Below are 26,996 nucleotides of genomic sequence, written 5' to 3'. Positions count from 1 at the left end.
CTATATAAGCTCACCGGGATATATCATGGTTACCAATAACTTCTCCAAAAGCAGCCTGGACCTTAACGGCAAGATATCCCTTTACATGCCGACGGCACTTGATTGGGGGGAGGATGGCCGCCTTTACGTCACTGAAGTCACTGGGGACGTGAAAGTGTTGACGGTAGCATTTGGCGATCCGAATCCCGGTGACGGTGACAACACCGCCGGTTTCTACGTCACCGAAGCCGAAACCATTTCGCTGATAAAAAGCATTCCCAATCATGATGACGATGGCTCGAGCAGTGGTTCGAGCAGCCGCGAGGTTACCGGGATCGACGTGACCCCGCAGTTCGATGAGAACGGGGCGCCGGTCCTCATCAACGGAAAGCCGGCGGTCAATGTCTATGTCACGTCGAGCGATAGCCGCATCGGTGCGGGCAATGGCGGTGAAGATACCGGGTTGGATACGAATTCGGGAATCATCACCCGCCTGACCCAGACGGAGAGCGGGTGGAAGGCGGTGGATCTCGTCCGCGGGCTGGCCCGCTCCGAGGAAAACCATGCCCTCAATGGGCTCGAGGTGATTCAGGAGCTCGATGGGAACGGTCAGTTGCTAAGCGAGCGGATCATTGTGGCAAACGGTGGCAACGCCAACGCCGGAGCGCCCTCGAATAACTTCTCGGGCCAGCAGGAGACCGCCTACAGCGGCGCGATTCTCGACATCGATCTCGATCAGCTCAAGACGATGGCGATCAAGTCGGATAATGGTCGTGACTACATTTACGACGTGCCGACGCTCGATGACCCCTCGCGTGCCGGAGTGGGGGACAACAACGATCCTTTCGGCGGCAATGACGGATTCAATGCTGGCAAGATCGATCCCGACGGCCCGGTGCAGATCTATTCGCCCGGGTACCGCAACGCCTATGACGTGGAAGTGACCGAAGACGGGCGTGTCTGGACCTATGACAACGGGGCCAACAACAGCTGGGGTGGCCGGCCCATCGGTGAAGCGGGGGATAACGGTAGTAAAGTCGATTATGCGCAGGATGCCGATTATATCGCCACGAACCTGAACAATGGCGACGGCAACAGCAGCGATACCATCAACCTCGAAGGCGGCTGGAACCCCAAGAACTACGATCAGTTTCATGAGATTACGCGCTCCGATGATCTCGCCGGGCGGATTCTCTCCGCAGGACAGGGCGGTGCCGCAACCTACACCATGACACACCCGGATTTCGATGAGCCGCTGACTCTGGTTTACGGTGGGCATCCCAATCCGACACGTGCCAGCGGGGGCGAGGCCGGACTGCTGTTTACTCCCAAGAACGGTGTCGACGATGCTTTTCTGCTGGTCTCCGAGGCGCATTACGGTGCGGTCATCGACTGGTTCGCCAGCGTCGAGAACCCGCCTGGCGGGGTTGGGGCGGGTGCACTGACGAGCCGCGTCATCAGCGTCGTCCCGGGCAAGCTCTACTACATTACCGAGAATGGAAATGCCTACCCGGTTAGCGAGAACCCGGGGAATCCTTCGAGTATCCAAGGCTCGAACGTGCTGGGCGAGGCCGGCGTACCCGCAGATTTCGACGAGGTGGTCGCGACGCTCAATCCCATCGAAGGCAATTACCTGGAGGGGGGGTATACCGATGGGGCGCTCGATTCCGGTCTCGGGTCGATCAACGGCCTGACCGAGTACACTTCGACCGTATTCGATTCAGGCGGCGTCAAGATGTCGGGCGCGATTCTGGCATCGCAGTACAATGGCGGGGATCTGATCGTGATGGGCCGTGACGCTAGCGGTGTCATGCAGACCGTCAGCGGCGCCGGCGCGACGAAAGCGGCCGACCGGATCACACTGGAGTTGACCGGCAGTCCCCTGGGTCTGGCTTCGATCGGCGACGATCTGTCCGCCTGGGACAACCAGGCGGCCTTTCGTGGTTCGGTCTGGGCCTCGGTTTACAGCGGCAGCGGTACCAAGATCGAGATCCTGCAGCCGAACAATGGCGCCGTGCCGCTGGCAGGCTCGGAAGCCAATGATCCGTCGGATCACGATCTCGATGGCGTGGACAATATCCACGACCCCTTCGAGTACAGCGCCACCAACGGGCTCGAACTCACGCCTGACAAGGCGATCATCCTGGATTTTCAGCCGACCGAGGCGCCTTATCCCGGAACGCTCGCCGACACCGGCCTGATGGGCGCCGCCCTGGATGGTTCGACACCCAACCAGGACGCCAATCCCGATCAGGGCATCCCGGGGCTTTTCGATAACGGCGGCAATATCATTCCTGGCGCCAACGCGCCGATCTTTCAGATCAAGAACGTGGTTCCCGGCAGCGTGGTCGGCTCGGGCAATGGCGCCCGTGACGCCATGCATGTGGGCGTCAATCCCAGCGACGATGTACAACGTCTGGTCGCAACCACGCAGGTGCAGAACTGGATTCCCACCGCGGGCGGCGTAGAGGACGGCCAACTGACCGGTATCATGTTCGGTGACGGCACGCAGGCCAATTTCGTACGCCTGGTGTTTGGCGAAGTAAACGGCCAACCGGGTTTCGAGGTCGGTTACGAAATTGGCGACAGCCATTATCAGACCTTGGCGCAGGTGGCTTTGCCGGCGCTGGCCAATGGCAGCACTACCGAGGTCGATTTACGCCTCGAAATCGACATGGCGAACGGCTTCACCCTCCATGCGGGTTATCGTCTCAATGGCCAAGACGAATTCACCGCTCTGCCGTTGAAGGGCTTCTCTCTGCCTGAAGGAGTGTTGCAGGACGTCCTGACCGGCGCGCACACCATCGGCGATAGCGATACCCAGCTATCCTCGGGAGCGGCTTTCGGCTTCCTTGCCGAAACCAGTGAAGGGGCCCCGCTGGCGCCGGTCAACTTCAATAATCTGCATATTCACGGGTTCGGTAACGAGATCGCGGCCAGCAGCGCAGAAGGTGTCGGCGCTGCTGGCTCCGGTGGTGTGGATACCATTCTCTATACGGGTACCGATACCCAGCTGGCACCGCTCGACGGCAGCGTCGAGAACTTCGATGGCTCCGGCTCCGCGGCAGATTTCCACGCCACGGGCAACAGCGGCGCCAACGTGATGATTGCCGGGAGCGGCGACAACACATTCACCGGAGGCGGCGGAGCCGACAGTTTCCAGGGAACGCTGGGAAATCTCGACGGCACGGAAATTACCGATTTTTCGCCCGACGATGAAGTCGTGGTCCAGGGCGCTTCGTTCGATGCCAGCGACGTGACCTATCAGGCCGGGTCGGCGATCATCACCATCAATGGCGAGACGGCCATCACGTTCAGCGGTGAGGATTTCGCCGACTTCGATCCCGGTACCGGTGCATCCGTATTCCACTTTACGTCCACCGCCAACGGGACGCGTATAACCACGACACCTGCGTTGACCCCGGTCGCCGCCATCAGCTCGGGCGGACCCGATATCAATGGCGTCACCGTGCGTGACCAGCAGATCGATTTTCTCTCCGACATGACCAACGCCGAGGTCAATGGCTGGGTCAGCGGGGTCACCTCCAAGAGTTACGTCAACGCAGTCGACGTCGATGGCAGCGTGCCCGATGCACTGCATCAGTCCGAGCGCTCGGCAGTGGACACCGGGGAGTGGGGCTATTCGATTCCGGTCGAGAACGGTGACTACCTGATCGATCTGTATTTCGCCGAGATCTTCCATGGTGTGGAAAACGCCAAGGGAGCCGGCGCGCGCGTCTTTGACATCAGCGTCGAAGATGCGCTGGTGGAGGATGATTACGACATCATCGGCGATGTCGGCAGCGCAGCCGCTGAAGTGATCAAGACCTATGCCGTGACCGTCACCGACGGTGTTCTCGACATCGGCTTCGATGCCTCGGTCAACCAGGCCAAGATCAGCGGCTTGGCGATATGGAAGGTGGAGGGCAACTACGCGCCATCCGAGGATACGACACCTCCGGAAGTCGTCTCGATCACGCTCGACCAGCCGCTCGACAACGACAGCGCCATCCTGGCCACGGTCGTGGTGACTGACAATGCAGGCATCGATACGCAGTCCATCACCGGCGATGAACTGATCTTCACCGGGTATGAGCCGGGCAGTGTCTCGCTGGCCACCGGCAGCGACGCGATTACGCTCGGTAGCGATGGCAAGACGGCCACTATCCAGTATCTGATTTCTCCGCCGTCGGACAGTAATGCCTGGAGCAGTGGGGCTTTCCAGGTGGGCGTTGCCGCCGGCAGCTATACCGATACGGCGGGACTCGGGGTTGCCGCCTACGAAACCGATGCCTTCATCGTCACGAACCTGGACAGTCTGGTAAAAGGCACGCTGCAACGTGCCATCAATGTCGGCCCGACTAGCGACGCTGTCGATAACAGCCTCGCGGGCGACGACAAGCACACCTATGGCGGCGCGATTGTCGACGACCCGATTCTGGGCATCGATCTCGAAGCGGACGATCCCAGTTACTACTCCCCAGGCACCAAGATCGGCAGCAATATCGACGGCAAGGCCGGAACCACCGGTAGCAACAGCGGGGGGATCGATCTCGACGGGTCGGCCTACCATACCTATCGCGACTCTTCCGCCGGTTCGTATACCGCTACCTATGAAGTGCCCAACGGCGTCTATGTCGTCGAGCTGCATTTCGCCGAGCTTTACCAGTCCCAGGCGGGGAAGCGCCAAGGCGACTACACGATCCAGGGCGAGGTTCTCGCCGAGAACTTCGATGCCTTCACCCAGGCAGGCGGGGCCGACAAGCCGGTCGTGCTGACCAAAAACGTCGTCGTCACCGACGGCAAGATCGTGATTGGCGTCAGTGCGGATACCGGCCAGCCGGGCTTCAACGCCATTGCCATCTATCGAGCCGTTGAGGGAGGCATGCCGGTCGCCAGCATTCTGTCGATCGACACACCGGAATCGAGCGATGGGCAAGTGGTCGTCGCCGTTCGATATACCGACGATGACGATATTGCGCAGGCGCAGATCGATGCCAATGACGTGACGGTCTCGTCCTCGGCCGGCGGTGCGCCGGTGTCTCCCTCACTGGTGGCTTACGATAGCGCCAGTGGCGTTGCCACCTATGCCTTCGATGCACCGGACGGCGGTTGGCAGACCGGGACCCTCACCGCCTCGGTCGCCGCCAATGCGGTGCTCGATGACGACGCCAACGGCAACGGCGCGACGGCCAGCTCGGTCTACGCCAACTACTCGAGCGATGGTGTCATTCTCGAGCTCGATTTCGAGAACGCAGGATCGCCGCTCGAAGAGGGCGGTTTCGACGGTACGCTGGGCAGCGTCTCGGATGACTCCGTCGTGACGAGTATCGAAGATGGCGAGCTGGTCGTATGGACCTCCAACGGCGACCTCTCCCAGGCGGCCAATCCCAGTGCCAATGATTTCGTCAAGTACGTGGCACTGGGCAGCGAATCCCTCAACGAGATCAATATTTCGTCACGCTTCGACAATCCCTTTCCCGAAGCGCTCGCGGCGCAAGGGCTGGATACTGCGACCGTACCCAACTGGGCTCAGCAGGGCATCGTTTTCGGCCTGGGCAGCCAGAACAGCAACGAACTGGTCAAGCTGGTTTTCGGTGGCAACGGCGGCACGGCCGTACAGATCTGGTCGAAGGGCAGCATCAATACGGTTCTCGACCTCGAGGAGTTGCTGAGCGATGCCTCGACAGGCCTGACCGATATCGCTGCGGTGGAACTCACCCTGTCCATCGACAAGGCGGCGGGGACGGTGACGCCCATCGTGACGCTTTTCGGCACCAACGATAGCGTTCTGGGCGGGCTGCGTGCCGAACCGACCGAGGGTTTCGCGACGGCAGCCGCAGAAACCCTGCCGGCGGCGGTGTTGGCCAACCTGACGGATCCCGGCGGGCAAACGGCCGTCGGGGTGACCTCGACCGATTACAACAATCCTGTCGGCTCCTTCAAGGCTAGTTGGGAGTATCTCAACGTGACCTCGCCGGACCTGGTCGACCCACCCGATTCGCAGATCGCGATTTCCATCGCCGATGCCCCGGCCGTTGTCGAGAGCGGCGATGACGGCACGACCACGCTGAACTTCGGCCTGAGCGCTTCGGAGGGGTTCAGTGGCGACGTGGTCCTGAACCTGACCATCGACGGCGGCGCCGAAACCCGCACGGTAAGCTTCAACGACGGCATCGGAACGCTGGCGGTCGAGGTGGCCAGTGACGATCAGGACAACGGTCCGGAGAGTGTCACGGTCACCCTGACCGGTGTAGATGACTCCGCCTTCACCATCGATGCCGAGTCCGCCAAGGCGATCGGCAGCGTCAACGAGGATGATGATGTGGATTCCACGACCGATCTTGAATTCAACGATGGTGATACCCTTGCTGCGCTCTTCGATGGCCTCACCGACGGTTCGGGAACCGATGCCGAAGAGACCGGCACGGCCACGATTACCGGCGGCAATCTGGTCATCGAGACGACTGACGGCGATGCCGGCGGCGGCAACGATGCCAACGACAACTACTACACCAACGTGTCCGGAGGAGAGGGTTTCAGCGCCTCGCTGAAGTTCGGCAATCCCTTCCCGACATTGCCGGCGCAATACTCGCAGCTCGGCATGAATATCAGTCTCAGCCAGAACGAGTACCTGAAAGTCACGTTCGGCAATACCGGCGGCGGCCAGCAGATCGAATACTCCTACGAGAATGGCGGAGCGCAGACCAAGCAGACCTTTGGCCTGCCCAGCGGTGTCAGCTTCTCTCAGATCGCCGACGTGGTCATTGCGCTCGAGGCGAGCGTGGCCAACGACGTGGCGACCTTCTCGGGCAGCATGACCTTCCTCGACGCCTCGGGCCAGGCCCTGGGGTCGACCGCGCTACCGGCGCTCGAACTGCCGGAGGGGCCGCTCAATACGGCCGTCACCACCGAGGGGGCAACGTTCGGAGTGGGTGTGACACAGACCTCTTTCGGTAGCGGCCCGAGCTTCATTGCCAGCTACGACTATCTGCGCATACAGCAAGATGCTGGGGAAGCGCCGGACAATCCTGCCTCGGAAGAAGATATCGATGGGGATGGCATCGCCAACCAGGATGACAACGATATAGACGGTGATGGCGTCGCCAACGGGGACGACGTCTTTGCCTACGACGCTGACGATGGCCAGCCTCTCGCCGATGGCGATACGTTGCGGCTGGATTTCAATGTCGATGGAACGCCGTACCAGAATGGCTTTACAGGCGTGATGGCCAGCTCGAACCCGGCGTTCGTGGAGGAAGATACCGGAGCGGGTACGGTCGAGAATGGCCAGCTCAGGGTGACGACGACCAGCGGCGATACCGGGAGCGCCAACACGCCGCAGAACGACTATCACCTGGGCATCGTGCGCGAGGGCGGCTTCGTGCTGGAGACGGTGGTCGATAATCCATTCACCACGACGCCAGGCAGCTACTCGCAACTGGGCATTGCCGTCAGCGTCAACAGCGATGATTTCGTGAAGCTGGTCTTCGGCAGCGTGGGGCAGGATATCGAATTCTCGACACGTGACAGCAATGTCGAGGCCAAGCTGGGTGCCGATTTCCCGGGCGGCTATGGCTTTGCGGACTTCGCCAAGGCGAAGCTGATCATGGAGGTCGTCGTCGACAGCAGCGGCAATGCGACGGCCAATGCCACGATCACCTTGCTGGATAGCGCTGGGCAGGCGTTACCCAACGCTGCCAGTGTCACGATCAACGGGCTTGACCTGACCGGCACGCTTGAGCAGGCCATCGTCGATCCGGCGGCCTCGGTGGGCGTCGGGGTCACCCATACCCACGGCACGGCCACCCCTTTCACCGCTGCCTATGACTATCTCGAGGTCACGGCAACGGAAATCGACGACGATACGGGCACGCCGCCGGTACCTGCCACGCAGGTCGAGAAGATATTCGCCGCAGCCAATCTCGACCTCGGCGACACTTATGGGCAAGGCGATGTCGGTTCGGCGCTCGTGACGGTGACGCCAGGCAACAACGATGTTCAGGAGTCGAACTACGGCAACGACTCGTTCAAGGTCCAGAACACCGGAGACAAGAAGATCGCCGCCGTCTTCTTCGACGTGACCACGGCCCTTTACGGCGATAGCGTCTTCGATCCCGATGGCAAGGGGGGAGATGCGGCATTCAAGGAGTGGGCGATCAACAGCGACGGGAACACCGGCGCCATTCAGCCCAGCGGCTATGAGCATTACTTCCTGCCGGGCACCGATCCCGACCCGGCCAATCCGAATGATAACGGCGGCTTCCGGGGCGCCCTGGTGAAGTTTTCCGCGACGAACGATGGCGGCTTTACCCATGGAGAAGTGGTCGGCTTCAGCGGTGACATGGATCCCAACTCCATTGCCGGCTTCGACAAGAACGGGTCCGCGGGCGTCGATACCGGCTCGGTTCCGGCCTGGGATGTCGGGGGCGTTTCCGGCGCAGAGCTCATCGGCTCCAACGTCTACATCAAATTCACCGACGGCAGCACGGCCCGCGGTCAGCTGATGAGCGACGGCAGTCAGGCGGGCGCGCAGGTGCAGGTCACCGAGGCGTCGCCGGACCTGACGGCGGAGCTGTCCGTCAATGGGGTGTCTTCCGGCGGCCTGGGTGCCTATGGCGGGGCGGTCCCGTCTGTCATCGTCAGCGGCCCGGCGGGCGAATGGGTCAGGGTGGTAATGACCAAGGGGCATCAGCCGGTAGCCAATAACCAGAACGGTCTTGCCGATACCGTCGAGGAGCGCCTGGCTGATAAGGATTTCCCGGCTAACAACGCGGCGGAGTTCCAGATCGTCGATGTGCAGCTCGGCGCCGAGGGTAGTGCCGACATTTCCGGAGAATTCACCTACGATGAATTTCTCAACGGCACTGCCGGTTTCGATGGAGACGACACGCTCCCGCTGGGCTTTGTGGCGGCGGTCATCGATAACCCCACTACCTCCGAAGGGCTGGCGCTGGGCCCGGTCTCGCAACCGATCTATCTGGTGGCGAATGGCGATACCGCCCCCTTCGTGGACAACCCCATCGCGGATCGAACCATCGAGGCCGGCACCGAGTTCGTCTTCGTGATTCCCGATAACGTGTTCGCCGATCTCGATGGCGATACGCTGGACTACGAGGCGCTGAACCTGCCTGCCGGAGTGGCTTTCGACGAGCAGGCCAGAGCCTTCTCGGGTACTCCCGCTGCAGGCGTCGGAACCTACCCGCTGCAGGTGCGCGTCACCGATGAGGACGGCGCCTTCGCAACAGCCTCGTTCGATCTGATAGTGGCGCCGGAAGACGATGATGGAAACGGCGGGGAGGCAACCTTCGTCGCCACGGTGCAGAACGCCAGTGACGATATCGAGCAGGGGTCGAGTGTGACGAGTCCCGATCTCGAGATCGGCTCTTACGTGGTAGGCATGCAATTCACCGTGCCCGATAACGTTGCCCTGGGCAGTGAGGCGACGATCGATAGCGCCATCATCGACTGGGTTTCCGACAGGACGCACTCAGGGAATACCACGCTGACCTTCTCGGTCGAGAATACGCTCAACGGAGCGAATTTCGGTTCCGTGACGAGCCGTACGTACCTGGCCGATCAGGAGACGTGGCAGACATCCGGCACCTGGCAGGACGGAGAAACGATCACGGTCGGTGTCGACCTGGCGGATCAGCTCAACGTTCTCATCGACGAGAATGGCCTGACGGCAGGCGACGTCATTACCGTCAAGGTTGAGGGAGCCGGTGGAACCCGCTACGTCGAGGCCGCGGGGGGAAATCGCACGGCACCGTCATTGGCGATCAAGGTTGCCGATGATGACGCCGGCAACGGGGAAGGGGATGACGGTGAGGGGAGTGGCGGTGCTGGCCAGAGCGGTGTTGCGACTGGGGTCGTGGTCAGCGGCGCATTCGATGCCGAACAGAAGCCGGGATCGGGTATTCAGGTCACCAGTAATGATCTGGAGGTTACCTCAAGTGGGGGCGCGCAGACCAACACCACCGGCGTGGTATTCACGCTCTCCGACACCGTCGCCGCAGAGGCCAGCGTTTCCAGCGCCAAGCTGATCTTCAGTCCCGATCCGCGGCCCCTGTCGAACTTCGTGACCGGCGATATCACCGTCCAGATCGAGTCGACGGATACAGCGGATTCCTATGCGGAGATGGGGACCATCATCGGGCGGAGTTACCTGGCATCGATGACGGCGACACCGGCCTTGAACGGCGACAGCTTCGAGATCGATGTGACAGAGCTGGTTCAGCAACTCGTCGACCAGGCCGAGCTGGATGAAGGCGATACGATTGGTTTCCGGCTCACCTCGCAGGAAAGTGGTTACTATTTTCAGGCGGCTGAAACCGGCAATCCGGCGGAAATCGAGATCGAGTGGACGAGCCCCGCAGGCGCTGATGTCACCGGGATGGCAGAGAGCGCCGACATCGTGGGAATTAACCTGAGCACCATGGAGGGCGTCATCTAGCTGGCAGCCGAGCCGGTGAATTGATCGGGATGACTGATCGGAACAGGCTGGCCTCGACACGCTGCCTCATCAGATGCCTGATGAGGCAGTTTTCGTATGCGAGACCGGAGGCCGGCGTGCACCGAGCTACTTCACGTAGAGAGTCAATTGCTGACCCGGGCGCAGGTACTTGCGAACATCGAGCTTGTTCCAGCGGGCGATGTCCTCAACCCGTACATGATGACGTGCGGCGATTCCCGAGAGACTGTCGCCGGCCCGAACCTGAACCGTCATGGCCGCATCAGCCTCACCCGTGCTTGCCAATCGAGTCTCCTGAACGGGAATCAGCAATGCCTGACCGATACGCAACATGTCGCTGCGCAGATGGTTCTGCTGACGCAGCAAATGGATAGGGGTCGCGTGGCTTGCCGCAATGCCTGACAGGGTATCGCCCGCCTTCACGACATAGCGATCCCAGGTCATCCGCTGTTCATCGGGAAGCTTGGCGAGACTGGTCTCGAAAGCTTGCTGGCGGTCTGCAGGAATCAGCAGTGGCGGATCGTTCTGCGGCCGGGTCGCCCAGCGACGAAAGCCCGGATTGAGCTCGCGCAATGTCTCCAAATCGACATCAGCAAGTTCGGCCGCCAGTGCCAGATCGATCTGGCCTCCCGTCTCGACCCGAGCGAAAACGGGCGTATCGGGAATATCGGGCAGACTGACGCCGTAATGCTCGGGATCGGCGATGACCGCCGCCAGCGCAAGCAATTTCGGCACGTAGTCCATGGTTTCGTTGGGAAGATCGAGATGCCAGTAGTCTATCGGCTGACCCTGGCTGGCGGCGACCCGACGAGCATTGTTCACCGTGCCTGCCCCGGCATTGTAGGCTGCCAGAGAGAGTTCGAGATCGCCCTCGTACCATTGGTCCGCCTGCTGCTGCAGGTAGTCGAGTGCCGCCTGGGTGGCGGCCACGACATCATGGCGGCCATCGTACCACCAGGTACGCGACAGGCCGAATGCGTCGCCGGTGCCCGGCATGAACTGCCAGAGACCGGCCGCACCTCCGGGGTGGCTGGCCAGAGGATCGTAGGCGCTCTCGATGAACGGCACCAGGGCGAGCTCGGTCGGCATGCCGCGGGCCTCGAGCTGGCGGGTGATCCAGCGTAACCAGGGGCGGGCCTGTTCGGCGATCTCTTCGACATGGTGAGGGTATGTCCGGTACCAGTCGAGCCATTTCCGTACGCGTGGATGCTGAACATCGTGGGGTAGGGTGAAGCCGCTTTTCAGGCGGGTCCAGACGTCCGGGTAGGAGGCGGACTGAGTGTCCAGCGCTGTCCAGAAAGTATTGAACGACCGTGAAGTGTCAGACAGACCGGATCCGGCTGCACAATGCAGGGAGAACAGGGCCAACAGCAAACCGCCCGCCAGGCCGGTGGCCTGGCGGCGAGTCGATCGCTCGATCATGAAACGAAGTCCTTCCGGAGAATCGGGGCGAGATGGGACATGGCGGATTAGAAAATGTCTTTCCAGTGACGCAAGGTGGTGAACGTGGCCAGGTCATCCTCGGTGCTGCCTTGTGTCGCCGCCGCTGCCTTCACTCCAGGCTCGGAAACGCGCAGGAAGGGATTGATCTGGCGCTCACGGCCAATGGTGCTGGGCAAGGTCGGGCGCTCCAGCGCACGTGCCTTGTCGCATTCGCGACGATAAGCGTCACGTGCGGCATTGTCGGGGTCGGCAGCGGCGGCAAACGCCAGGTTGGCCTGCGTATATTCATGACCGGCGAACACCAGCGTATCCGAGGGCAGACGGGCCAGGCGAGACAGTGCAGCATGCATCTGTTCCGGTGTACCCTCGAAAAGCCGCCCGCACCCGCCCGAGAAGAGCGTGTCTCCACAGAACAGCAGCGGCGGCGTGCCGGGCGTGAAGAACGCGAGATGGTCCAATGTATGGCCGGGGACGGCATGGACTTCGAAGCGCCGCCCCAGTACCTGACATTCGTCGCCGTCGGCGACATGCTCGGTGACACCCGCAATGGCAGGGTTATCGGGTCCGATGACTCTCGGACCGTAGCGCTTGACGAGCGCCCCGATACCCCCAGTATGGTCTTTATGGTGATGCGTGATCAGAATGGCGCCCAGTTCGAGGCCTTCCCGTTCCAGATAGTCGATGACGGGCTGGGCATCTCCCGGGTCCACCACGGTAACTTGGGGCGTGGTGTCCTGGCGGAGTAGCCAGATATAGTTGTCTTGAAATGCGGGAATGGGTATCACGGTCAACATGATCAGGTTTCCTCGACGGTGCAGTCTGGTCTCCGATAATGCCAACTTTACAGCGTAACAGGAGACATGCCGCAAAAATGCGTCAACGATGGAGGGAACGCTCCCCAGTGTCAAATTCATGTGACCCCATGACCTTGGCGCAGGCCGTGCTCGAAGGCCGACGGTTCTGGGCTTCGGCTGCCGGCCAGGCCTTATGGCAGGCGGAACGCGCTTGCCTGGGGCCCGTGTGCGAGTCGCTGTTTGGCCAGCACAGCCTGCAGTTGGGTATGGCGCCGCGGCTCACGGACATGTGTCCCATCCGTCATCCACTGGATTGGGCACCGACGCGTGAATTGGCCGAGACGTCTTCGAGTCTGGTCTGCATGCCGGATAGCCTGCCTCTGCCCGATGATAGCCTGGATCTGGTGGTGATCCATCATCTGCTCGAAATCGTGCCCGAGGCTCATCATGTCATGCGTGAAGCGACGCGTGTGCTTCAGGACAATGGACGGCTCGTCATTCTGGGCTGGCATCCCTTCGGAACCGAAGGATTGTCCCGAATATGGCCTGCGCGTCGGCGTCAGTGGCCATGGCGTGGACATTGGCGAAGCAGCAATCGCCTGCGGGACTGGCTGGCGTTTGTCGATTTCGAGATCGAACGGGTAGACTACTGCGGTTTTCGCTTTCCCGGGCGGGTCGTGCGCAACCTGCGGCTGGAAACCCTGGGACGACGCTACAATCTTCCCTTGGGCGGCACCTACCTGATCGTCGCCCGGCGCAAGACGATCCGAATGCAGCCGATTCGTCCGGAGTTTGCCCCCCGCCCATTGATGGCCGGTTCCTGGCTAGGAGCTTCGCCTCTGCATAACTGCGAGCGGCCACGGCCTTCGCGGTCCCAGCATGAACATAGTGCTATCCACGAATACAGGATACCCGAGGTTGACTGACAGACCCCAACCCCACGTGATCATCTTTACCGACGGTGCATGTCGCGGCAATCCCGGGCCCGGTGGCTGGGGCGCGGTGCTCAGGGCCGGACGGCACGAAAAGGTGCTGAAAGGGGCCGAGGCGGTGACCACCAACAACCGCATGGAACTGATGGCCTCCATCATGTCGCTTCGCGAACTGAACCAGCCCTGCCATGTCGAGCTCTGGACCGATTCCCAGTATCTTCGCAAGGGGATCACCGAGTGGATCCACAGCTGGCAGAAGCGCGGCTGGAAGACCGCCTCCCGGCAACCGGTCAAGAATGCCGAACTATGGCAGGAGTTGCTTGGCGAAACGGCCCGTCACACTATCGAGTGGCATTGGGTCAAGGGGCATAGCGGCCACCCCGGCAACGAACGGGCCGATGCGTTGGCCAACGAGGCCATCGACGAAATGCAGGCTGCCGTGACCCTGAACACGCAAGGAGATCTCTGATGCGCCAGATCGTGCTGGATACCGAGACGACCGGGATCGACCCGAAGGAAGGGCATCGCCTGGTCGAGATCGGGGCCGTGGAGATGATCAATCGCCGTCTGACCGGCAACACTTATCATCAGTACATCAACCCGCAGCGCGCCATCGATCCCGAGGCGATCGAGGTGCACGGCATCACCGACGAACGGGTTGCCAACGAGCCCGTGTTCGCTGACGTGGCCGATGCCTTCTGGGAGTTTATCCAGGGCGCCGAGCTGGTGATTCACAATGCCGCGTTCGATGTCGGGTTCATCGATCATGAGTTCGGCATGCTCAATGCTTCGCGCGGCTCTCCCGCGCTGGGCCCGGTCAGCGCGCATTGTGGCATTCTCGATACGCTGAAACTGGCACGGGACAAGCATCCGGGGCAGCGCAACAATCTCGATGCGCTGTGCAAGCGTTACGCCATCGACAATGGCCACCGCGTGCTGCACGGGGCACTGCTCGACGCCGAGATCCTCGCCGATGTCTATCTGGCGATGACGGGCGGGCAGACAGCGCTGCTGCTGGGGGGCAACGATGAGAGCCGGGGCGGTGATCAGAGAAGCGCCAGCGGCATTCGGCGCATCGCTCGCGAAGGGTTGCGCCTGGCCGTGACAGTGCCGACGGATGCCGAGATGCAGGCGCATCGCGCCAAGCTGGACAGGATCCGCCAGGCGGCGGGCAGTTGCCAATGGGATGTGCTCGAGACGTCAGGGCAGCCCGCAACGCAGGAGACGACGTGACCATGTTTCTGCGTGAATTGCCCGGTCATGCCGCGCCCCGCAGGGGGTATTTGATCCGTGTGGGAGCCCAGGGCATTGCGCCAGCGCACGACGGCAGTTTTCTGACCTGGTGCGATGCCTGGCCGGAAGAGGCCTTCGCGCTGGGGCACTGGCAGGGAGAGGCGGTGGCGGTGGTCGAGGAGCCGGGAGAGCCGGATTGGCCGGCGCCAAGGGATTGGCTGGGACACCTGCCGGAGCAGCAGTTCAGTCTGCTGGCTACGGCATTGCAAGTGTTGTCCTGGGCTCGCGATCATCGCTTCTGTGGCCGCTGCGGAGCGGTCATGCGTCGGATAGCGCATGAGTTCGCGATGCACTGCGACAATTGCGGGAATCGCAATTATCCGCGGATTTCACCCTGTATCATCACCCTGGTGACGTACGGCAAGGAGCTGTTGCTGGCACGCAGCCCGCGTTTCCCGGCGGGGCGCTATTCGACACTGGCGGGGTTCATCGAGCCCGGGGAGACGGCCGAAGAGGCCGTGCGGCGCGAAGTGACCGAGGAGGTGGGGGTGCAGGTCGGGCGAGTCAGTTTCTTCAAGAGCCAGTCCTGGCCATTCCCGCATTCCCTTATGCTGGGGTTCTTCGCCGAAGCGGCGAGCCGCCGCATCCGTATCGATGGGGTGGAGATTGCCGATGCGGCCTGGTTCACGCCGACCCGCCTGCCGGGATTGCCCCCGCCCTATTCGATATCCCGTGAACTGATCGAGACTCACATCCGGGCGGTGGCAACCCGCTGAGCCAGCTTTTGCGGCTCAGCGGGTCGGTGCTGTCAGTTGGGGAACAGGCTGGTCAGCTTGGTTGCCAGCATGATGTTGCCCGTGGCCTTGAGCTTGCCGCTCATGAAGGCCTGCATGCCGTCGATCTCGCCATCCATGATCCCTTTGAGCGTGTCGCTGTCCATGCTCAGCGTCACCGATGGGTCGTCGTGCTCGCCCTGCTGCACGTCCAGAGCGCCATCGTTGACATGCAGATAATAGTTTTCCGCGTCGCTCAGGTTGAACTGAAAGACCTCGTCCATACCTTTGGCGGCGTTGGGATCGAAGCGTTTCTGAAGCTTTTCGACGACGGCTTGTGCATCGGCCATGGGAATGTTCCTGTTGTCGGTACAAGATGGAAACTACAACACGAGAATATTTAAAACGATTGTTTGATACAAGAGGCTGGCTGTCGAGTTGGCTGAGTATCGCGCCGGCCCTCCAGATAGCGCTTTGAGTAAAGGTGGAAATTTCTTTTCGTATTGTTGCTTTTGATGAGTCTACAAGGAGTCGATGTGATCGAGTGGCTTTCCGACTATGCGGGGTTTCTCGCCAAGGTCGCCACCCTGGTGGTGGCGTTGGTTGCCGTCGTGGTGTTGATATTGCGAGCCAGAGGTGGCGGGAAGGGAGACGATGCACGCCTGAAGATCGTCGATCTCAACGAGCGGTTTCGCCAGCGGCGTGAGCAGTTGCATCTGGCGGGCATGGCACCGGCAGGGCGGGCGCAGGCCGACAAGGCCATGCGCAAGGTGGAGAAGGCGCGGCGCAAGAAGAAAAAGCATTCGCAGGAGGACGATGTTTCCTCCCGTGTCTGGGTACTGGATTTCGAGGGGGATCTGAAAGCCTCGGCGACTCCGGCGTTATCCACGGAAATTTCCCTGTTGCTCGGAGAATTTCGCGCTGGCGACGAGGTAGTGCTGCGGCTCACCTCCGGAGGCGGACTGGTCCATAGCTACGGTCTGGCCGCCGCGCAACTGGATCGGCTGCGCGAAGCCGGGGCCCGATTGACCGTGTGCGTCGATAAGGTCGCCGCCAGTGGTGGCTACATGATGGCATGTTGCGCTCATCAGCTGATCGCCGCACCGTTCGCCGTCATTGGCTCGATTGGCGTCGTCGCGCAGGTGCCCAACGTCCATCGCCTGCTCAAGAAGCATGACATCGATGTGGAACTGCTCACGGCCGGGCGCCACAAGCGGACACTGACGGTGCTGGGCGAGAATACCGAAGAGGGGCGCGCCAAGTTCATCGAGGATCTGCAGAGCACCCACGATCTCTTCAAGCACTATGTTGCCGAGCGACGCCCTGGCCTGCCTATCGATGAGGTGGCCAGCGGCGAAATCTGGTACGGGCGTCAGGCGCTGGACAAGGGGCTGATCGACTCGCTGGGAACCAGTGAGGCCTATCTGGTTTCCCGAATGGAAACCGCTCGGGTCCTGATGGTTTCACTGGAGCAGCGCAAGCCGATCACGCAACGGGTGGGAATTGGATTGTCGCTGGGCATGGAGCGGATGCTGGAGCGACTCTTCGAGCGTCTGGAAAGCGCCCCCTGGCAAAGACGCTGATCCGGAACGGCCCCGTGAACCTTGGTCGATCCAGAACATTCAACTTCAATGTTGGGTTGCGTAAAGTGTCTCCAACGCCCCTACCACGGTTCGGGTCTCCTCGCCGCTCAGCGAATAGTAGATGATCTGCGAGGCGCGTCGGGTGGTCACTAATCCTTCGCGTCTCAGAATGGCCAGATGTTGCGAAAGCGCTGATTGGCTGAGGTTCAGCTTGCCATTCAGTTCAGTGACCGAGAGTTCGTTACCGTCGAGCAGGCAGAGAATGCGCAGCCGATTTTCGTTGGCCATGGCCTTGAGCAGGGAAGTGGCTCGATGAAGCGAGTGCTCTCCGGCTTCGTGCAATGAGGTGGCTGATGACTGGTGGGAGCTCATGATGTTTCTCCTGATGCGTCGCGGCAGCGGGACGAGCCGGTGTCGCAGATTCTTTCTGAAACCCTCGATGACAATGAGGGGCTTCTCGTCCTGCCTGCCGTGTGTGCCATATAGCTAAGTGTCGGTGTCGTGTGTCTTGTAAGCGCAGAGAGGCCGCTTCGCTTTCGTGCGGTGCAATGCCGCACTGTTATCTTTCTGATTTAGCGAATCTTCAATAACTTCGCCATCCCTGTCCAAACATCTATTTAACGGTGAATCATCGATAAGGGGGTTGCGAATTTCGCCAAGTGCCGATTTCCGTAGAATCAGGCATGTGGCATATCCCCCCTCGGGCTAGCCAATGGTATGAAGGTAATGCCCCGGGAATCCTCTAAAGTGTCAGCAATCACGATGTGCTTCGCACCGTCATGACTTCCGCAAGCGGCTGCCGCAAGCCCGCCAGGCCAGCCCCCAAACGAGAACGGGGTGTTTCCATGAGCACGTACGACATCGAATACCAGCGCTCCATTGATGAGCCGGAGGCCTTCTGGCGCGAACAGGCCAAACGGATTCCTTGGTTCGAGGCGCCGACGCGTATCCTGACCTACGACGATCAGGACCATGCCCGGTGGTATGAAGACGGTATGCTGAATACCTGCCACGTCGCTCTTGATCATCATGTACAGCAGGGACGAGGCGAGCAGCCGGCGGTTTTCTGGGATTCGCCTGTTACCGGTTCAAAACGCACCCTGACGTATCGGGAGATGCGCGACGAGGTGGCACGGCTTGCGGGAGGGCTGGCGAAGCTCGGTGTGGCGCGGGGGGATCGGGTTATCATCTATATGCCCATGGTGCCCGAGGCGTTGATGGCAATGCTCGCTTGCGCCCGTCTCGGCGCGGTGCACTCGGTAGTGTTTGGCGGTTTCGCACCCCATGAGCTGGCGGTACGTATCGACGATGCCGAACCCAAGGTGGTGCTGGCTGCCTCCTGCGGCGTGGAGGTGGACAGAACCGTGCCCTACAAGCCCTACCTGGACGAGGCACTGAAGCAGAGCCGCCATCGGCCCGACGCCTGCGTGATCTTCCAGCGTCCACAACTGAGGGCGGAGCTGGGGCCGACGGAACATGACTGGACATCGCTGATCGCCGATGCCGAACCGGCCGACTGTGTGCCGGTCAGGGCGACCGACCCGCTCTATATCCTTTATACCTCCGGCACGACCGGCAAGCCCAAGGGGGTGGTACGGGACAACGGCGGGCATGCTGTCGCGCTGCATTACTCCATGGAGAACGTCTACGGCATGGCGCCGGGAGAGGTGTTCTTCTCGGCGTCGGATGTCGGTTGGGTGGTGGGCCACTCCTATATCGTCTATGCCCCGCTGATTCGCGGATGCACCACGGTCGTCTATGAGGGCAAGCCGGTACGTACCCCCGATGCGGGGGCGTTCTGGCGTGTTATCGCAGAGTATCGTGCACGTGCCTTTTTCACCGCGCCGACCGCCTTTCGGGCCGTCAAGAAGGAGGATCCCGAAGGGCAACGCCTGCAGGAGCACGACATCTCCTGTCTGCGGACCCTGTTCCTGGCGGGCGAGCGTCTGGATCCGCCGACCTTTCACTGGCTCGAGGACCTACTCGACGTACCGGTTGTCGATCACTGGTGGCAGACGGAGACCGGCTGGCCCATCGCCGCCAATCTTCAGGGGCTCGATCCCCGTCCGGTCAAGGCCGGCTCGGCATCCTTTCCGGTGCCCGGTTTCAATGTGCAGGTGCTCGAGGGCGACGGGCAACCGGCGCGCCCGGGAGAGCAGGGTAGCGTGGTGATCCGCGAGCCGATGCCACCGGGTTGCCTGAGCGGTATCTGGCGCGATCCGCAGCGTTTTCATCGCGCCTACATGGCGGCTTTTCCCGGCGCTTACCTGACCGGTGATGGGGGATACTTCGATGAGGACGGTTATCTGTTCATCATGGGGCGTACCGATGACGTCATCAATGTCGCCGGACATCGTCTGTCAACCGGCGAGATGGAGGAGATTCTGGGCACGCACCCCGCAGTGGCGGAGTGTGCCGTGATCGGAATTCATGACGCCCTGAAGGGACAGATTCCCATCGGGCTGGTGATTCCCAAGGATGGCTTCGATGGTGACGAGGCACGCCTCGAGGAGGAACTGGTGGCCGAGATGCGCCGCCAGATTGGTCCCGTCGCCTGTTTTCGCCAGGTGCTGGTGGTCAATCGGTTGCCCAAGACGCGCTCGGGCAAGATCCTGCGCAAGCTGCTGCGTACCATTGCCGACGGCAAGGAGTACGGCGTTCCATCCACCATCGATGATCCGGTCAGTATCCAGGACGTGCATGAAGCCATGATCGAGCGCGAGGTCGGCACGTCACACGAAGCGCGGCGCTTATAGCGCCTCGAGGGGTCCCGCCTCTTGTCGGCGCAACGGGACTCGGTCGGTTTGCCTGAGGTGCTCTTGAGCGTGCTATACTCCGCGCCCTTTGTTTGATCCCCGCGATCAGACGCCAATTCAACGAGGGTTCCCTCACCCCTCGGCTACCCAGCGACGCAAAAAGGCACCTCAATGCTCATGCTCGATTCGCGACAGTTTCGCCTCGCCTTGGCGATTCTGGTCGGTTTTCATATCGCCGTCATTACCGCCAGCAACTACCTCGTCCAGTTGCCGTTCACACTGTTCGGCCTGCATACCACCTGGGGAGCGTTCAGCTTTCCGTTCATTTTCCTGGCCACCGACCTGACAGTCCGTCTGTTCGGCAAGCAACCGGCGCGAGCCATCATCGCCCGGGTCATGCTGCCTGCCTTGGTGGTGTCCTATGCCGTATCGGTCCTGTTTCAGGAGGGGCGCTTCCAGGGGTTCGAGGCGCTCTTCACCTGGAACCTGTTTGTCGGACGTATTGCACTGGCCAGTTTCATGGCTTATGTGCTGGGCCAATTGCTCGACATACACGTCTTCGACAGGATGCGCCGCCTGCGTGCCTGGTGGGTCGCACCGGCCGTGTCGACCGTCTTCGGCAACCTGGCGGATACCTTCGCCTTCTTCTCGATCGCCTTCTGGCATGGGCCCAGCGCTTTCATGAGCGAGCATTGGGTGGAAATCGCCTGGGTCGATTACGCCATCAAGCTCAGTATCAGTCTGTTGTTCTTCCTGCCCCTGTATGGCCTGCTGCTGGGCTGGCTGTCACGCCGTCTCGTGGCGTTCACGACCGAGCGCGGCACTACACGCAGTGTCTGATCGGGACGCAGTGTCTGATCGGGCAATCTGCTAGCATAAGGTCCTTCAGTTTCAGGAGGACTTATGAGTCTCGAACTGCATCATGTCGATACCAGTGGCGATTCCCGGCCGCTGGTCGTCCTTCACGGCCTGTTCGGCAGTGCCGACAACTGGCGCTCGCATGTCAAGCAGTGGCAGCAGAAGCGTCGCGTCATCGCCGTGGATCTGCGCAATCATGGCCGCTCTCCGCATGCCCCGGGCATGCGATACGAGCAGATGGCTGAGGATGTCACCGCGCTGCTGGACCACCTGGCGATCGAGAATTGCGACCTGCTGGGTCATTCGATGGGAGGAAAGGTCGCGATGACGCTGGCCCGCCAGGCTCCGCAGCGTGTTGCCAGTCTGATCGTGGCCGATATCGCACCCGTCGCCTATCGTCATGGACACGAGGCGATCTTCGAGGCGATGCATCGTGTCGCCGAGGCCCGCCCCGAAAACCGCAAGGCGGCAGATGCGCTTATGGCTGAAAGCATCGAAACACCGGCGACGCGCCTGTTTCTGGCGACCAATCTGGTGCGTGACGATGAGGGTGTCATGGTCTGGCGTGTCGGGCTCGCGGAGATAGAGGCGGACTATGCCTCGATCGTCTCCGAGCCGGGTGGGCAGGGGGCTTATGAAGGGCCGGCACTGGTACTGCGAGGGTCGCGCTCCGATTACGTGACCGACGCACTGCTTCCCCGCGTCCGTGAAGTGTTGCCCGAGGCCAGGATCGAAACCCTGGAGGCTGGACACTGGTTGCATGCCGAGCAGCCCGAGGCTTTCCAGGCGGCGGTCGAAGCCTTTCTGTCCGAACGCTAAGTTCCGGGGACCGGCCGGAGGACGATTCAATCGAGCGCGATGGGCGTAATGTCGTCACGCTGAGCGGTGAGGAAACGGCTCAGGATCTTGTAAGTGTCCACATCGAAAGCGGCATCGGCTGCGGGCAGCGTATCGAGCTCGTCGAGACGCGCTGCACTGCCTCGGTAGTACCAGTGATCGACGAGATGATACGCCACGACGCCCTCCGGCCCCTCTTCGCGAAAGGCCACGCGTCCTGGCCAGGGCCAGTGCCGGACTTTCAACCCTTCGAGGGCCGCACATGCCCGTTTCGTATGTGTCTCGAGCGACTCCCCTCCGCAGCAGGCGCCCCGGCAGCGTCCCAGCTGATGCGAGAAGCAACGCCCGCTGCCCTTCTCGAGCCCCAGGACCCTGGGACATAACCCTTCTCTCTCGGCGATGCCCTGAAGGGCCTTCTGGGCGTCACGCCGGTTGCGAAACAGGCCGTAGAGAACATGCTGCAAGCTGTCTGACCGAGTATCCTCGAGCAGTTCCGGCATCGTCTCGCCTTCACGCCATCGCCAGCTGACCAGCCGGCCGCGCCGGCGCAACTGACGGTTATGTATCGGCATCAGTCGCTTGACCAGGCGGGCCTCGAGCAGTTGGGCGCCCAGATCTCCAGCCGTCTCCTGCCATTCGAGGCTCTGCAACTGGGTCTTGATGCGCATCTCCCGGTCGTCTCGATGATCGCTGCTGAAATGGCTGAGCACGCGTGAGCGTAGGTTGACGCTCTTGCCGACGTACAGCAGTGTCCGGTTATGGCCGTAGAAGAGATAGACTCCGGGACGCTGGGGCAGGTCATTCAAGGCACCCGGGTCCAGATGCGCGGGCCAGCTCTCCCGACGCAGCTGTTCGGCAACGGCACGCTCGATAAGGTCCGAATCGTGCTCGACATGCCAGCGCTGCCACAGGTTCAGTAGTGCCTCGGCATCGCCCAGGGCCCGATGGCGCGAGGCGTTGACGAGAGCGTGACGGGCCAGCAGCGCATCGAGGTTGTGATGGGGCTCCTGTGGGGCCAGACGGCGTGACAGTTTCAGTGTGCAGATGGCCTTGGCCTGGTAGTGCAGTCCCGCACGCTTGAATTCGTTGCGCAGGAAACCGTAATCGAAGCGGGCGTTGTGCGCCACCAAGCGGCCCGTGCCGAGCCAGGCAAAGAAATCATTGGCCAGGGCTTCGAATGTCGGCTGTCCGTTGACCATGGCGTCGGTAATACCGGTGATGTTGCGAATCGGCTCGGGAATCGAGATCCCGGGATCGACCAGAGTGACGTAGCGTGACACCACCTCGCCGTCGAGGACCTTGAGTGCTGCGATTTCAGTGATACGGTCACGCGTGGTGCGGGTACCGGTGGTTTCCAGGTCGAGAAATATCAGGGGATCGTCGATCATGCGCTCCGTTTCACCGTATGGGAGAGTAATAAGCTCGGATCTCGGGGAAGGATGGCATTCTGGCATCGAAGGCCGAAAGCCATCAGCCACTGCAGAGCAGTGGCTGACCAGGACGACTGGCGTGATGGACGAAGCGAAACGATCTCAAGGAGCGTGCAGATCCACGGCCAGCCGCGATACCGGGCTTTGTACGCGAATCTGACCGCGTTCGAGCAGAAAAGATTCAAACGCCTGATAACGACGCGCATCGAGAGCCGCCGGCCGTAGCGCCAGGCGCGGCAGGGTGGCGAACCAGGCCTTCTCGTTGAGCGGCGTATCGAGGGCGGAATCCGACTGCTTGAAGATATCCCAGCCTTCCTCGGGATGATTGATGATCCAGGAAGTCGCATCCTCGACGGCCTGAAGGAAGCGCGAATAGGCATCGCGATTGACATTGAGCGTATCGCGATTGGCAACGAAGATCAGTTCGTCATAGATGGGAATGCCCTCTTCCTCGATGAAAAAGGCACGTCCCGGCACACCTTCCTGGGCCATCTGGGCAAGCTCATAGTTGCGGAATGCCCCGGTGACGGCATCCACCTGCTTGCTGATCAACGCCGGCGTCAGCGAGAAATTCACATTGACCATTTCGACATCGTCGAGGCTCAGGCCATTGTGTTCGAGCATGGCAGCCAGCAGGACTTCCTCGACCCCGCCGACCGAATAACCCACCTTCTTGCCTTTTAACTGGGCCATCGAATCGATGCCACTGTCCTGGCGGACCACGACGATGTTGAGCGGCGTTGCCACCAAGGTACCGATGCGAACCACGGGCAAGCCCTGGTCCACCTGGAGGTGCAACTGGGGCTGGTAGCTGATGGCGATATCGACCCGGTTGGCGGCGACCAGCTTGGGAGGCACGCTGGGATCGGCGGGGGAAATCAACTCCACATCCAGCCCCTGTCGCTCGAAGAATCCTTTCTCCCGGGCGATGACCAGCGGACCGTGTACCGGATTGAGGTACCAGTCGAGCATGACCTTCAGCGGACGCAGCGGTGGCGGGATAAGCGGCTCGGGCTCCGCCGCACTGCCTGTCGCCTGCTGAGTCGCCTCAAGTGCGGCGCCGGAAAGCGACTGGCTCTGGGCCGTCGTGTCGGCATGTACCGAGAGCGACGTTGCCAGCCCCAGCCATATCAAGCCTGTCATCAGGTGGCGTAACGGCATATTCATCTCATCATCTCCACGGAGCTCATCCCCTGATGCACGATACCGACATCGGGGGCGGCGATGGTGACCGTATCACGGTCGTTCCTGCCCGGCCTCATGGCGTGAGACCGGGCGTATGCAGGTTCAGGTCGTTCTACCGATCCGGTCGTCATGCCAGGGCATCAGGCGTCGCATCAATGCATCGACGCCGAAATACAGCGCCACGGCGAAGGTCACGAGTATGCCCAGGGCAGCGAACATCACATCCACCTGCAGGCGGGCATTGGCCTGCAGCATCAGATAACCCAGTCCTTGGCTGGAGCCGACCCACTCGCCGATGACGGCGCCGATGGGAGCGGCACTTGCCGCCATGCGCATGCCGGAAGACAACGCCGGCAGTGCCGCGGGCAACTGGATGTGCAACAGGCGGCGCCAACGATTGGCACCCAGCGTCTGCGCCAGGTCCAGCCAGCCCTGGGGTGTCTGGCGCAGGCCGTCGTAGCAGGTCGAGGCCACGGGAAAATAGATGATCAACGTGGCCATGAGAATCTTCGAGGCCATGCCATAGCCGAACCACAGCATCAGGATCGGGGCCAGAGCGAACAGCGGAATGGCCTGGCTGATCAGCAGCAGTGGTAACAACGTCCGGCGCAGGCCGTGGAAACGGGCCAGCGACAGGGCGGTAACGAGACCGCACAAGCTGCCGATCAGCAGCCCGGCGACGATTTCGAACGCGGTCACGCTGGCGTGGTGCAGTAGCAGATCGCGATGGGTGCCAAGCGCCCGGGCGACCGCAAGGGGCGAGGGCAGCACGTAACGCGGTGCCCCGGTCAGCGTCACTACGCTCTGCCAGAGTCCTATCAGTACCAGCAGTCCCAGCAGGGGCGGGAGCAGGCGCTTCGCAGCCTGGAGACGTCGCGTCATGATGTGCCTCCGCTCAGTCGTGCCACCAGACGCGCCTGGAGGCGCTGCAACTCCAGGTCATCCAGAGAGCGAGGCCGTTGTCCGGCAGGAGCCTGGAAATGTTCGAGCCGGGCCGGATCTCCACCCAGAATCAGCAACTGGTCTCCCAGGCGCAGCGCCTCGAGCGGGTCGTGAGTGACGAGTATCACCGTACGCCCCTGTAGCAGGCGGGCCGTCAGTTCATGAAGCTCGAGGCGCGTGATGGCGTCGAGAGCCGAAAACGGCTCATCCATCAGCACCAGCGGGGCATCCTCGAACAGGGTCCGGGCCAGGGCGACTCGCTGGCGCTGCCCTCCGGAGAGCGCGGCCGGCCATTGCCGGGCCTTGCTGGCGAGGCCGACCTTGTCGAGCAGCGCATGCGCCCGTTGACGGTCAACGGCCGTGATGCGACCGCGTAGCGCGGGGCCGGCCAGGACATTGTCGATCACGCGCCGCCACGGCAGCAGCAGGTCCTGCTGCGCCATCCAGGCGATGCGCCCGGTCAATGGAAGTCTATCGGACGTGGCCAGATCGAGGGTATGCGGCTCTGGCAGGGGTAACCCGGCGATCATGCGCAGAAGCGAACTCTTGCCACTGCCGCTGCGTCCCAGCAGACAGGTCCAGCTGGCAGGCGGAAGCTCGCAGGCAATGTCGCTGAACAGGGGCTGGCCATGGAAAGCCAGGCTGGCGCGGCGCAGAGATAGCCCAAGAGATGGCATTGAAGCTCCGTGGCGAGGCGAAGGCGTGCGCTCGGCACGGTCTGGCATTTCCTCCGCCGGGATTAACCGGATCAGGTTCCGGGGTTGTGACTGGCACTCTCAGCCACTGCGAGTTGCAGGGGCACCCCCATCCAGAAGCTTTATTGTATCCTGTGCCGGGTCGGCCTGCCCAGCTCAGCACGGTACCGGGGCCGATCGTCATCTGTCAGGAAGGAGCCTGCATGTATCCCGATGCTGAACTGACCCGCCGCATCAAGGCATACACGGGGCATTGCGTTTCGCCGGTGCCGCTGGATTGGCCCGACAGCGCCAACTGGTTATGGCGGACCCGGGGGGATGCTCCGCAGTTGCTCAAGCTGGCCCGGACGTCGCCTCGTGGCGATGCCTTCTGGAAAGGGATACAAGATCTGTTTGGCTTCGATCGCTGGGAACATCCCGAGGCGCTGACACGGCTGGGCGGCGCGCTGCCGGCGCGCTTGCCGATGCCGCCGCTGCCGCTGACCTTTCTCGGGCGCATGCAGAGCGCTCCTTTGTGGAGTCTGCCCTGGCGGCAAGCACACAAGCCCGCCATGACCGAGACCTTCGCCGAACTGCTGGGAGACCAGGTGGGGCGCTTGCATCATGAGAGTGTGTCCGGCTGGGGACATCCACTCACCAAAATGTGGGCCCTTGACGAGTGGCCACGTCTTGCCCGGTCGTTTCTCGAACGTCATCCGCGGCGCGATGAGATCGAGATATCCCTGTCCATGCCGGTGCCCACCCGGGCGGTATGGAGCCTGCCGGATCTGCGCCCCGACCAGTTCTTGTGTGGAGCGACAGGTTGGTACTGGAGCGACTGGGAGGCGCTGGTGTGGGCTCCATGGGAACTGGATCACTGTCTGGTAGAGTTGTTGTGTCGCTCCCAGAGGCAGTATGACGCCTTTCTCGCCGCTTATCGCTGCCATCAGCCAGTACCTGAGCTTGGAGCGTTTCGTATGGCAATGCGGGCGGTACTCTGGGCCATGCACGTTTGCGGTGACGTGCAATGGCAGTGGATGGCGGCACGTCCTGTCTGGCGGAGTGCCTGCTGAGGCGGGATACAATGAAATGGATATTCAACT

General features: G+C 61.7%; 18 protein-coding genes. 10 read left to right on the top strand and 8 right to left on the bottom strand.

Annotated features, from left to right (window positions below; translation table 11 throughout):
* Positions 1-25: 25 nt before the first annotated feature.
* Complete coding sequence (locus ACYQ12_RS10630) at positions 26-10,435, top strand: malectin domain-containing carbohydrate-binding protein (RefSeq protein ID WP_459871265.1); 10,410 nt, start codon at positions 26-28, stop codon at positions 10,433-10,435.
* A 126-nt stretch (positions 10,436-10,561) separates the two neighbouring features.
* Here the strand turns inward: ACYQ12_RS10630 and ACYQ12_RS10625 are convergent, their stop codons facing one another.
* Together ACYQ12_RS10625 and gloB are read right to left on the bottom strand one after the other, a co-directional pair.
* Positions 10,562-11,875 (bottom strand): LysM peptidoglycan-binding domain-containing protein, encoded by a 1,314-nt coding sequence (locus ACYQ12_RS10625; RefSeq protein WP_459871262.1) that lies wholly within the window; start codon positions 11,873-11,875, stop codon positions 10,562-10,564.
* A 47-nt stretch (positions 11,876-11,922) separates the two neighbouring features.
* Positions 11,923-12,690, bottom strand: a complete 768-nt coding sequence (gene gloB / locus ACYQ12_RS10620) for a hydroxyacylglutathione hydrolase (RefSeq protein ID WP_459871259.1) — start codon at positions 12,688-12,690, stop codon at positions 11,923-11,925.
* 128 nt (positions 12,691-12,818) lie between these two features.
* Between gloB and ACYQ12_RS10615 the strand changes: the two genes are divergently transcribed.
* From ACYQ12_RS10615 to nudC, 4 genes are read left to right on the top strand one after another with little or no spacing between them, the layout of a single operon-like run.
* Positions 12,819-13,616, top strand: coding sequence for a class I SAM-dependent methyltransferase (locus tag ACYQ12_RS10615; RefSeq protein ID WP_459871256.1), 798 nt, complete (start codon positions 12,819-12,821; stop codon positions 13,614-13,616).
* Positions 13,609-14,091, top strand: coding sequence for a ribonuclease HI (rnhA, locus tag ACYQ12_RS10610; protein ID WP_459871254.1), 483 nt, complete (start codon positions 13,609-13,611; stop codon positions 14,089-14,091). Before ACYQ12_RS10615 ends, rnhA begins: the two co-directional genes overlap by 8 nt.
* Positions 14,091-14,855, top strand: coding sequence for a DNA polymerase III subunit epsilon (dnaQ, locus tag ACYQ12_RS10605; RefSeq protein WP_459871252.1), 765 nt, complete (start codon positions 14,091-14,093; stop codon positions 14,853-14,855). The genes rnhA and dnaQ overlap by 1 nt, the downstream gene beginning before the upstream one ends.
* A 2-nt stretch (positions 14,856-14,857) precedes the next feature.
* The gene (gene nudC, locus ACYQ12_RS10600; RefSeq protein WP_459874502.1) at positions 14,858-15,631 is read left to right on the top strand and encodes an NAD(+) diphosphatase; all 774 of its coding nucleotides are present in this window, start codon (positions 14,858-14,860) and stop codon (positions 15,629-15,631) included.
* A gap of 32 nt (positions 15,632-15,663) precedes the next feature.
* On the opposite strand, the gene ACYQ12_RS10595 is transcribed toward nudC, so the two are convergent.
* Complete coding sequence (locus ACYQ12_RS10595) at positions 15,664-15,978, bottom strand: SCP2 sterol-binding domain-containing protein (protein WP_459871249.1); 315 nt, start codon at positions 15,976-15,978, stop codon at positions 15,664-15,666.
* 186 nt (positions 15,979-16,164) lie between these two features.
* On the opposite strand from ACYQ12_RS10595, the gene sohB reads away from it, so the two are divergent.
* Positions 16,165-17,211 carry a protease SohB gene (sohB, locus tag ACYQ12_RS10590; RefSeq protein WP_459871246.1) on the top strand — a complete coding sequence of 349 codons (1,047 nt, stop codon included), beginning with the start codon at positions 16,165-16,167 and terminating at the stop codon, positions 17,209-17,211.
* Positions 17,212-17,256: 45 nt separating this feature from the next.
* Here sohB and ACYQ12_RS10585 read toward each other — a convergent pair whose 3' ends face one another.
* Positions 17,257-17,583 carry an ArsR/SmtB family transcription factor gene (locus ACYQ12_RS10585; RefSeq protein WP_459871243.1) on the bottom strand — a complete coding sequence of 109 codons (327 nt, stop codon included), beginning with the start codon at positions 17,581-17,583 and terminating at the stop codon, positions 17,257-17,259.
* 473 nt (positions 17,584-18,056) lie between these two features.
* On the opposite strand from ACYQ12_RS10585, the gene ACYQ12_RS10580 reads away from it, so the two are divergent.
* The 3 genes from ACYQ12_RS10580 (at position 18,057) to ACYQ12_RS10570 (ending at position 21,644) form a co-directional block, all read left to right on the top strand.
* Complete coding sequence (locus ACYQ12_RS10580) at positions 18,057-19,967, top strand: propionyl-CoA synthetase (RefSeq protein ID WP_459871241.1); 1,911 nt, start codon at positions 18,057-18,059, stop codon at positions 19,965-19,967.
* A 171-nt stretch (positions 19,968-20,138) separates the two neighbouring features.
* Entirely contained in the window at positions 20,139-20,807 is a 669-nt protein-coding gene (locus tag ACYQ12_RS10575; protein ID WP_459871238.1) for a 7-cyano-7-deazaguanine/7-aminomethyl-7-deazaguanine transporter, read from the top strand.
* Between the two features lie 63 nt (positions 20,808-20,870).
* Positions 20,871-21,644 (top strand): alpha/beta fold hydrolase, encoded by a 774-nt coding sequence (locus tag ACYQ12_RS10570; protein ID WP_459871235.1) that lies wholly within the window; start codon positions 20,871-20,873, stop codon positions 21,642-21,644.
* 26 nt (positions 21,645-21,670) lie between these two features.
* Here ACYQ12_RS10570 and ACYQ12_RS10565 read toward each other — a convergent pair whose 3' ends face one another.
* The 4 genes from ACYQ12_RS10565 to ACYQ12_RS10550 all read right to left on the bottom strand — a co-directional run bounded on the left by ACYQ12_RS10565 (position 21,671) and on the right by ACYQ12_RS10550 (position 25,896).
* Positions 21,671-23,050 carry a 3'-5' exonuclease family protein gene (locus ACYQ12_RS10565; RefSeq protein WP_459871233.1) on the bottom strand — a complete coding sequence of 460 codons (1,380 nt, stop codon included), beginning with the start codon at positions 23,048-23,050 and terminating at the stop codon, positions 21,671-21,673.
* Between the two features lie 144 nt (positions 23,051-23,194).
* Positions 23,195-24,259: an ABC transporter substrate-binding protein gene (locus ACYQ12_RS10560; protein ID WP_459871230.1), complete on the bottom strand. Its 1,065-nt coding sequence runs from the start codon at positions 24,257-24,259 to the stop codon at positions 23,195-23,197.
* Positions 24,260-24,379: 120 nt separating this feature from the next.
* Positions 24,380-25,159, bottom strand: a complete 780-nt coding sequence (locus tag ACYQ12_RS10555) for an ABC transporter permease (protein ID WP_459871227.1) — start codon at positions 25,157-25,159, stop codon at positions 24,380-24,382.
* Entirely contained in the window at positions 25,156-25,896 is a 741-nt protein-coding gene (locus ACYQ12_RS10550) for an ABC transporter ATP-binding protein (protein WP_459871225.1), read from the bottom strand. Before ACYQ12_RS10550 ends, ACYQ12_RS10555 begins: the two co-directional genes overlap by 4 nt.
* 221 nt (positions 25,897-26,117) lie before the next feature.
* Between ACYQ12_RS10550 and ACYQ12_RS10545 the strand changes: the two genes are divergently transcribed.
* A complete protein-coding gene (locus tag ACYQ12_RS10545) occupies positions 26,118-26,966 on the top strand; it encodes a hypothetical protein (protein WP_459871222.1) in 849 nt (282 codons plus the stop codon).
* The last annotated feature ends 30 nt before the right edge of the window (positions 26,967-26,996 follow it).

Source organism: Halomonas shantousis (assembly GCF_054654615.1).
Note: the sequence above shows the minus strand (reverse complement) of the source record. Positions and strands in the feature narration are given on the sequence as shown.

Bases quoted from the DNA above. Each gene is read 5' to 3' on its own strand.
- ACYQ12_RS10585 (WP_459871243.1), bottom strand. From the start codon at position 17,583: ATGAGCTCCCACCAGTCATCAGCCACCTCATTGCACGAAGCCGGAGAG.
- ACYQ12_RS10570 (WP_459871235.1), top strand. From the start codon at position 20,871: ATGAGTCTCGAACTGCATCATGTCGATACCAGTGGCGATTCCCGGCCG.
- ACYQ12_RS10575 (WP_459871238.1), top strand. From the start codon at position 20,139: ATGCTCATGCTCGATTCGCGACAGTTTCGCCTCGCCTTGGCGATTCTG.
- ACYQ12_RS10595 (WP_459871249.1), bottom strand. From the start codon at position 15,978: ATGGCCGATGCACAAGCCGTCGTCGAAAAGCTTCAGAAACGCTTCGAT.
- ACYQ12_RS10625 (WP_459871262.1), bottom strand. From the start codon at position 11,875: ATGATCGAGCGATCGACTCGCCGCCAGGCCACCGGCCTGGCGGGCGGT.
- ACYQ12_RS10550 (WP_459871225.1), bottom strand. From the start codon at position 25,896: ATGCCATCTCTTGGGCTATCTCTGCGCCGCGCCAGCCTGGCTTTCCAT.
- ACYQ12_RS10615 (WP_459871256.1), top strand. From the start codon at position 12,819: ATGACCTTGGCGCAGGCCGTGCTCGAAGGCCGACGGTTCTGGGCTTCG.
- ACYQ12_RS10560 (WP_459871230.1), bottom strand. From the start codon at position 24,259: ATGAATATGCCGTTACGCCACCTGATGACAGGCTTGATATGGCTGGGG.
- nudC (WP_459874502.1), top strand. From the start codon at position 14,858: ATGTTTCTGCGTGAATTGCCCGGTCATGCCGCGCCCCGCAGGGGGTAT.
- ACYQ12_RS10555 (WP_459871227.1), bottom strand. From the start codon at position 25,159: ATGACGCGACGTCTCCAGGCTGCGAAGCGCCTGCTCCCGCCCCTGCTG.
- ACYQ12_RS10580 (WP_459871241.1), top strand. From the start codon at position 18,057: ATGAGCACGTACGACATCGAATACCAGCGCTCCATTGATGAGCCGGAG.
- ACYQ12_RS10565 (WP_459871233.1), bottom strand. From the start codon at position 23,050: ATGATCGACGATCCCCTGATATTTCTCGACCTGGAAACCACCGGTACC.
- ACYQ12_RS10630 (WP_459871265.1), top strand. From the start codon at position 26: ATGGTTACCAATAACTTCTCCAAAAGCAGCCTGGACCTTAACGGCAAG.
- ACYQ12_RS10545 (WP_459871222.1), top strand. From the start codon at position 26,118: ATGTATCCCGATGCTGAACTGACCCGCCGCATCAAGGCATACACGGGG.
- gloB (WP_459871259.1), bottom strand. From the start codon at position 12,690: ATGTTGACCGTGATACCCATTCCCGCATTTCAAGACAACTATATCTGG.
- dnaQ (WP_459871252.1), top strand. From the start codon at position 14,091: ATGCGCCAGATCGTGCTGGATACCGAGACGACCGGGATCGACCCGAAG.